1 protein-coding gene is annotated in these 399 nt (G+C 47.9%); it reads left to right on the top strand.

The features are described from left to right. Window positions 1-168 precede the first annotated feature (168 nt). The coding region (gene tnpA, locus B4G81_RS15050; RefSeq protein WP_414703213.1) for an IS66 family insertion sequence element accessory protein TnpA at window positions 169-399 on the top strand (231 nt) is incomplete at its 3' end.

Here is a 399-nt window from a genome sequence, read left to right as displayed (position 1 = left end):
GTTTGCCGCCATGGAGCCTGTTAGAGCTGCTGTTCGCAGGACTTTTAGCACTGTGGACAAAGATGTATGCAGGGGAATGAATCTGCAACTAAGAAGCGTAAGCCCCCGATAAAATACCCATTTTAGCGAAAATGGTTTTTTCCGATCTTTGCCTGCAAACGTATTTCTATGAAGCCTATAAGCAAAGAAGAATTCCTGGCGATACTGGAACGCCAACAGAAGAGCGGGTTAAGCATCAAGGATTTTTGTGCGAACGAGTCCTATACGGTCTCCAGCTTCCACTACTGGAAAACCAAGTTCGGACTCACCCGGCCCTATAACAATCATGCGCCGGATGCACCCACGGACATGCTGGCACCAATCAACTTAAACCTACCCATAAAAGCCCCTGTATCCTCG

It is taken from the genome of Proteiniphilum sp. UBA5384, assembly GCF_002410825.1.
Classification (GTDB): Bacteria; Bacteroidota; Bacteroidia; order Bacteroidales; family Dysgonomonadaceae; genus Proteiniphilum.
This window is presented reverse-complemented; position numbering and strand designations above follow the sequence as displayed.